The sequence below is a fragment of the Mesorhizobium sp. M4A.F.Ca.ET.050.02.1.1 genome, from assembly GCF_003997725.1.
In the GTDB taxonomy this organism is placed as follows: domain Bacteria; phylum Pseudomonadota; class Alphaproteobacteria; order Rhizobiales; family Rhizobiaceae; genus Mesorhizobium.
Genome location: NZ_RZSG01000280.1, coordinates 1 through 7,006 on the forward strand (window position 1 = coordinate 1; position 7,006 = coordinate 7,006).

At 62.2% G+C, this 7,006-nt stretch carries 7 protein-coding genes; 4 read left to right on the forward strand and 3 right to left on the reverse strand.

All coding sequences use genetic code 11. The annotated features are described in order from the left end of the window. Positions 1-126: 126 nt before the first annotated feature. On the forward strand, positions 127-1,404 hold the full coding sequence (locus EOA33_RS40585; RefSeq protein WP_245482368.1) for a non-ribosomal peptide synthetase: 1,278 nt from the start codon (positions 127-129) through the stop codon (positions 1,402-1,404). Then, positions 1,359-2,315 carry a hypothetical protein gene (locus EOA33_RS40590; protein ID WP_245482369.1) on the forward strand — a complete coding sequence of 319 codons (957 nt, stop codon included), beginning with the start codon at positions 1,359-1,361 and terminating at the stop codon, positions 2,313-2,315. Before EOA33_RS40585 ends, EOA33_RS40590 begins: the two co-directional genes overlap by 46 nt. Before the next feature lie 95 nt (positions 2,316-2,410). Here the strand turns inward: EOA33_RS40590 and EOA33_RS18720 are convergent, their stop codons facing one another. The 3 genes from EOA33_RS18720 to EOA33_RS18730 form a co-directional block, all read right to left on the reverse strand. Continuing rightward, positions 2,411-2,806 (reverse strand): SET domain-containing protein-lysine N-methyltransferase, encoded by a 396-nt coding sequence (locus EOA33_RS18720; RefSeq protein WP_126055786.1) that lies wholly within the window; start codon positions 2,804-2,806, stop codon positions 2,411-2,413. Positions 2,807-3,055: 249 nt separating this feature from the next. After that, positions 3,056-3,682 carry a LysE family translocator gene (locus tag EOA33_RS18725; protein WP_126055784.1) on the reverse strand — a complete coding sequence of 209 codons (627 nt, stop codon included), beginning with the start codon at positions 3,680-3,682 and terminating at the stop codon, positions 3,056-3,058. A gap of 64 nt (positions 3,683-3,746) precedes the next feature. After that, positions 3,747-5,873, reverse strand: coding sequence for a S9 family peptidase (locus tag EOA33_RS18730; protein WP_126055783.1), 2,127 nt, complete (start codon positions 5,871-5,873; stop codon positions 3,747-3,749). Positions 5,874-5,991: 118 nt separating this feature from the next. Between EOA33_RS18730 and EOA33_RS18735 the strand changes: the two genes are divergently transcribed. Beyond that, on the forward strand, positions 5,992-6,360 hold the full coding sequence (locus EOA33_RS18735; protein ID WP_126055782.1) for an SH3 domain-containing protein: 369 nt from the start codon (positions 5,992-5,994) through the stop codon (positions 6,358-6,360). A gap of 417 nt (positions 6,361-6,777) precedes the next feature. After that, positions 6,778-7,006 (forward strand): MucR family transcriptional regulator (locus tag EOA33_RS18740; protein ID WP_190234300.1); only part of this gene is annotated, 229 nt, incomplete at its 3' end.

A 7,006-nucleotide genomic window follows, 5' to 3' on the forward strand; every position in this document is an offset into this window, starting at 1 on the left:
GATTTTCTAGCGGTCTTCCAGCCGGACTTCACGTTCCGGCTGGCCGATGGCCGCTGGCGCCTCATCAAGGAGGTTCGGTCCGAAAGGGAGGCTCAGCCGGTCCACCCTGATCTCGCGCTGCTGCTTATGACCTCCGGCAGTTCGGGTGCGGCCAAGGCGGTGCGGCTTTCCCATGCCAATCTCGATGCCAATGCGCGCTCGATCGCAACCTATCTCGAACTCTCGTGCGCCGACCGGGCTGCGCTGGTCCTGCCGCTCCATTATTCCTACGGACTGTCAGTGCTTAATTCCCATCTGATTGGCGGCGGCAGCATCCTCTTTCCTGGCATCTCAGTCATGCATGGCGATTTCCCGAGGGTAATCGCTGACGGCGGCTGTACAAATCTTTCCGGCGTCCCGTATTCCTACGAACTACTGGAAAGGGCGCAGTTCCGTTCCGCCGAGGTGAAGACGCTGCGCATGATGACGGTGGCAGGCGGACAGCTCGCCCCCGACCTCATCCGCCTCTACCGGGACCACATGCGCGCCAGGGAGGGCGGCTTCTTCGTCATGTATGGCCAGACGGAGGCGACGGCCCGCATCGCCTTCGTCCCGCCGGAATGCCTTTCCGATAGGGAGGAGCGTATCGGCATGGCCATTCCCGGCGGCAGCCTTAGCCTCATCGATGCCCAGGGAAACCCGATCAGGCAATCTGGCACCCCCGGAGACCTCATCTATCGCGGCCCAAACGTGATGATGGGGTATGCCGAGCAGCGCTGCGACCTGGCGCGCGGGGCCGAACTCGAGGCCCTGAATACCGGCGACGTGGCCGTGCGCGACGAGCAGGGTTACTTCCGTATTGTCGGACGCAAGAGCCGCTTCGCCAAGATTGCAGGCCTCAGGATCGGCTTCGATAGCATGGAGCAGGCACTGAAGCGGGCCGGCATCGCGGCCGCGGTGCTGGGTGACGATGGAGGGCTGCACGCCTACGTGACCGATGCGGGTACGATCGCAAGGGCGCAGTGCATCCTCGCCGAGACCAGCCGTCTTCCGGCCAACCTGGTTTCCGTTACCGCGGTGGACAACTTCCCCAGGCTTACTTCGGGCAAGACCGACTATGCATGCCTTGAACAGGACAGGCTGAAAAGGCGGACGGAGATCCGCTGCGGGACGGGCGGTCTGCTCGGGGCCTACAGCCGGGTATTCTATCCACTCGCCGTTGGCCGCAACGACAGTTTCGTCTCGCTCGGCGGGGATTCCCTTCGCTACCTGCAGTTGGCTATGGAACTTGAACGCCTTGGCATGGACCTGCCGCATGGTTGGGAACACCTGAGGGTCGCCGAGTTTGCCAACCGCCATGGGGCGATGCCGACTTTCAAGTGCAAGGAGACCAGCGGATTGCCGATGCGATCCTGCTGGTGGTGATCCATCACGAGACGCTGTGGCCAATTCCCGGCGGCTCCGGCGTGATGATGCTGCTCGTCGGTTTCGGCCTGGCGCGGTTCCAGGCGACCCACCTCCTTGCCGGCCGGATCCGACAGGCGTTGAGGCCTGCGATCGGCGTCCTGATCCCTTATTTCCTCATTGTTTCCGCCTACGCGTTTGCCTGGCGAGCGATTCCCCTGGCCTCGGTGACGCTTACCGGCAATCTTGGTTATGCCGAGCCGGAGCGCCACGAGATGATCCCTTATCTTTACTGGTTCATCGAGGCCTATGCGCAGACGCTCCTCATCTTCTCCCTCATCTTCACTGTGCCGGCTGCGCGCAAGCTCGCACGGTTGCGACCCTTCGCCTTCTCGCTTGGCCTGTTGGGGGTTGCCGTCGCCGCTCGCTTTTCCATCCCGCCATTGGTCGACATCGGCAACCGCCAGATCTTTGCGATCTACTGGGTGTTCCACCTCGCCGTCTTCGGTTGGTGTGCCGGTTTTGCCGACAATCCGGCAAGAAGGCTCATCTTGATGGCGTTCGCCGCCCCGGTGCTGGGCTATCTAGCCTTCTGGGAGGCAGTTTGGATCGGGACAGCCGTCAAGTATTTGATGATCTTCGCCGCGCTTCTGGCTCTCCTTTACGTGCCGCGTATCCGCTTGCCGGCACGGGCCGGCCGCGTGATGACGCAGGTCGCTGCCTCCGCCTTTCCCATATATCTGTTTCACCGCTTCGTCCCGGAGCTATTGATGGCGCCGGCGTCACCTGCGTTACCGGCTCCGATCTTTCACCTGCTGGCGATCGCGGGCGGTATTGGCATCGGCATATTCGCCGGCAAGGCCATGACAGGCCTTCGTAACCAGCTTGGCAGATTTGCGATGAGACGCCAGCCAGAATTGCGCCCGGTCTAATGCGCCGCGTCTGAAAGGCACCCTACAACGCGCTTCGGCTGTGTTCTTGAGCGTGTCGTTACCGCAGAACCGCCGCGCGCTTTGGCTGCCATGCGTTAGCTTACGGGGTGGCGGTCGCCGAGGAAGTCGAAGCCGCTTTCGAAGAAGTGATTGTAGTCGCAGGTCAGTTCCTCGCCCGGCGCGATATCGCGCAAGGCATACGTCTCCTCCGGCGAGGAGACGTCGCAATTCGGGTCGTCGTCATGGTTCATGTAGCGGGCGTCATCGGCCTCGAAGACGATGTAGGCCGGATCGCGGCGGTCGGGATAGGAATAGCGGTCGAGATAGGATTTCACCGGGCCGGTCTCGTTCTCATAGGTGTCGACCTCGATCACCCGGTCGAATCTGGGGTCGAGCTTCCAGATCAGCGTGCCTTGGGGGATGTGGTTCTTGGCGAAGACGCCGATGCCCTGGATGGGCGATTTGTCGAGATAGACGTCGACGAGCAGCATGGCGGACCCTTGCAAGACGGTGACTGGCAGGCGCGGCTCGAAAAAAGCCGGGCATTGGGTAGCGCGCGACAGCGGCAATTGCGAGCACAAAATCGCCGCGCATGAGCGCGAAATGAAGCCTCTGAAAACGTCATGCGCAAATCAAAAATTTATGACCGGACGCATCAGTTTGGGAGCGATGCCGGCAGGTCCCGCAATCGGCCGCTGGACGGCCGTTTTGCGCTGCTCTGAACAGCAGGTGCGCACCGCTCAGCGCTGTTGCAGCGCAAGGCGCACACCGAGCGCACAGTAGATCGCGCCGACGACCTTGCCTTGCCATTTCAGCACCGCGGGATTCCGGCGCAGGAAGGCGCCCAGCCCACCCGCGCTCACCGCGAAGACGACCGTGCTGAACAGGCCTAGCAGGACGAAGATGATTCCCAATGCCGCCAGCTGAAGCATCACCGATCCGTTTTCCGGCCGCACGAATTGCGGCAGGAAGGCGAGGAAGAACAGCGCGGTCTTGGGGTTGAGCATCTCGGTTAGCACCGCCTGGCGGAAAGCCTTGCCCGCCCGGATCGCAAGCGCACCGGCGGCTGGATCGGTCGATGTCTTCTCGATGATCGCACGTATGCCAAGATAAACGAGATAGGCCGCGCCGACATATTTGACGATGCTGAACAGCATCGCCGATGTGGCGATGATCGCCGAGATGCCGACCATCGCCATGACGGTGTGGAATATATCGCCGGCCGCGATCCCGGCGCCGGTGGCGATGCCCACTTTCGTTCCCGAACTCGTCGCCCGCGCGACGGTCAGCAGAGTGGCGGGGCCGGGAATGAACACAAAGCCGAGCACGACCGCGACATAGGTCGCCAATGTGGCCAGGTCGATCATTCCAGGGTCCTCCGCGACTTCGCCCAATCAAAGCCACGCCGTGGCTCGCGACGCAATGGCCTTCTCACACGCTCGCCGCCGCCGAGACTGAATCGGCCTTGCCCGCCACCTTCAGCGCGAAGGCGTAGGTGTAGGCGATCTCTTCCAGCCTCGAGAATCGGCCGGAAGCGCCGGCATGGCCGGACTCCATGTTGATCTTGAACAGCACCGGATTGTCGCCGCGCTTGCGCTCGCGCAGCCGCGCCACCCATTTGGCCGGTTCCCAGTAAGTGACGCGCGGATCGGTGAGCCCTGCCTGCGCCAGGATCGGCGGATAGTCGAGCGCGGCCACATTGTCATAGGGCGAATAGGCCGCGATCGTCCGGTAGTCTTCGGCCGAGGCGATCGGATTGCCCCATTCCGGCCATTCGGGCGGCGTCAGCGGCAAGGTGGCGTCGAGCATGGTGGTCAGCACGTCGACGAACGGCACCTCGGCGACGATGCCGCCAAAACACTCCGGCGCCAGATTGGCGATCGCCCCCATCAGCATGCCGCCGGCCGAGCCGCCTTGCGCGACGATGCGGTCATGCCCCGTGTAGCGCTCGGCCACCAGATGGCGCGCGCAGGCTATGAAGTCGGTGAACGTATTGATCTTCTGCGCCCGCTTGCCGTCGTCGTACCAGCCGTAGCCCTTGTCCTTGCCGCCGCGGACATGGGCGATGGCGTAGACGAAGCCGCGGTCGACCAGCGACAGGCAATTGGTGTTGAAGGACGCCGGCACGGTGATGCCGTAGGAACCGTAGCCGTAGAGCAGGCAAGGCGCCGAGCCGTCGAGCGGCGTGTCGCGGTGATGGATGAGCGAGATCGGCACCAGCTCGCCGTCGGCCGCGGGCGCCATCAGCCGCCGCGTCACATAGTGGTCGGGCTCATGACCCGAAGGCACTTCCTGGGTCTTGAGGAGCACGCGTTCGCGGGTGCGCATGTTGTAGTCGAAGACCTGCGCTGGCGTCGTCATCGAGGAATAGGTGAAGCGCATGGTCTCGGTGTCGTATTCGTAGGAACCCGACAGGCCGAGCGAGAACGCTTCCTCGTCGAAGAAGATGAGGTGCTCCTCGCCGCTTTCGCGGTCGCGCACGACGATGCGCGGCAGGCCTTCCTTGCGCTCCAGGCGGACCATGTAATTGTTGAAGCCCAGGACCGAGAGGATCAGCCGTCCGGGCTCGTGCGGAACCAGCTCGCGCCAGTTGGCGCGTGCCGGAGCATTGGCCGGCGCCGTCATGACCTTGAAATCCTTGGCGCCGTCGGCGTTGGTGAGGATGAAGAAGATGTCTCCGCCTTCCTCCAGATCATATTGCAGGCCGGTTTCGCGCGCGGCGACCAGCTTCGGCTCGGCACGCGGGTCGTCGGCGCGCAACAGCCGGTATTCCGAGGTCTCGTGATCGTTGATGCCGATCATGATCCATTCTTTGGAGCGCGTGCCGCCGACATCCATGAAGAAGCCCGGATCGGTTTCCTCATAGATCAGCCGATCGTTTTCGGCGTTGTCGCCGAGCGCGTGGAACAGCACCTTGGAGGGACGGTGATTGTCGTCGAGGCGTGTGTAGAAGAATCCGTCATCGCCGGCATTCCAGACGCCCCCGCCTCCGGTGTCGGGGATCTGGTCCGCCAGTTCCTGGCCGTTGCCGAGGTCGCGCACGCGCAGCGTGAAGAATTCTGATCCCTTGTCGTCGAATGCCCACAAAAGCTTCCCGTGGTCGGCTGAATGGTCGACGCCGCCGAGCCGGAAATAGGGCTTGCCGCCCGCTTCCACGTCACCGTCGAGCAGGATCTTCTCCTCGCCGCCTTCGCGCTGCGTGCGGAAATAGCGTGGCTGCTCGCCCCCCAGCCTGTAGGACGAACCATAGGCGTAGGGCCCGTCCTTCATCGGCACGGTGGAGTCGTCCTCCTTGATGCGCCCCTTCATCTCGGCGAAGAGCTGCTTCCGAAGCGCAGCCGTATCGGCCATCAGCTCCGCCTGGTAGGCATTCTCGGCTTCGAGATGGGCGCGGATCCGGCCGTCGAGCAGGGAAGGGTCCCTGAACATCGCCTGCCAATTGTCGGCCCGCAGCCAGGCATAGTCGTCGGTGCGGGTGAAGCCGTGGTGGGTGTCGAAGACAGGTCGCTTCTCGGTCTGCGGCGGGCTGGCGGTCGAAAAGGCAGGGGATCTGGTCATTACGTCTCGCTGTAGAAATTGCTTGAATGGCAAATGAACACGCCGATCAGCGCCGGTTCAAGGCCCGGCTTATAGCGTGATGGCCGCTCCGATACTGGGCTGGAGAGGGAGAGAGATAATGAGTTTCTATGTTCGCACCGCTGCGGCTCTTGCCGTCGCTTCAACCGTTCTGGCCTTTGTCGGCCAGTCTCATGCAACCGCCTTTGCCGCTTGGCAAGTGTCGGACCTGCCCTTCGGCGACACGCTTAATGCGCGCAAATATCCTTCGGGCAGTTCGCAGAAGCAGGCCGCCTACCCGAACGGCACCGTGCTGCAATTGACCGGACGCTGCACCGGCGGGATAAACCTGCTCGACATTGCGGGCCAGCCGCGCTGGAAGCAGCAGCAGACGATCCGCTACCGTTGGTGCGAGATTTGGCACGACCCGTCGCGCAACGGTCATTTCGTCGCCGGCTGGGTTTATGGCAAATACATCGCGCCCTATTGAGCTGTCGGTTTTCGCCGCTCCGGCCAAGTCGCGGGCACCAGTAATGTCTTGCAACCCGTGATTTCATTAGGATCGGGAAACCTTGCGATCTGTCGAAGGTCAAGCATAGCCGAAGCATCGAGCCGATTTTAGCTGCTTTCGCCGATGTAACGGCGGTTCGACGTGGCGTCACCCGTGCTGGTCAGACCAGAAAAATCTCGCTAAGTTACGCGATGCACGAAAGTTTGAAGCTGAACGGGGAATATTTGATATATATCGTTGAATATAGCGCAATATGCGAATTGACTTACTTGACTGGTAGGATCATTAAGATAATTCGACGCGAATCGCAGAGGCACTTTCCTGCATGAAATTCGCGCGATGCCCAGCCGAAAAAAGGGCGCAGTTAGAAACAACTCTCGTTGGGGCCTGAACACAATGGATATCGCCGAAACACCTTCCCGAAATAGCGACGCGCTGATTGAGCTGACTGCCGATGTGGTCGCCGCTTACGTCAGCAACAATCCCGTACCCGTCGGCGAGCTGCCGAACCTGATCGCCGATGTCCATGCCGCCCTGGGCCGCGTGGGTGGCACCGCCGAGGCGCCGCCCGCCGACAAGCAGAAGCCTGCGGTCAACCCGAAGCGCTCTGTCCATGACGATTACA

Bases quoted from the DNA above. Each gene is read 5' to 3' on its own strand.
- EOA33_RS18725 (WP_126055784.1), bottom strand. From the start codon at position 3,682: ATGATCGACCTGGCCACATTGGCGACCTATGTCGCGGTCGTGCTCGGC.
- EOA33_RS18730 (WP_126055783.1), bottom strand. From the start codon at position 5,873: ATGACCAGATCCCCTGCCTTTTCGACCGCCAGCCCGCCGCAGACCGAG.
- EOA33_RS18720 (WP_126055786.1), bottom strand. From the start codon at position 2,806: ATGCTGCTCGTCGACGTCTATCTCGACAAATCGCCCATCCAGGGCATC.
- EOA33_RS40585 (WP_245482368.1), top strand. From the start codon at position 127: ATGACCTCCGGCAGTTCGGGTGCGGCCAAGGCGGTGCGGCTTTCCCAT.
- EOA33_RS18735 (WP_126055782.1), top strand. From the start codon at position 5,992: ATGAGTTTCTATGTTCGCACCGCTGCGGCTCTTGCCGTCGCTTCAACC.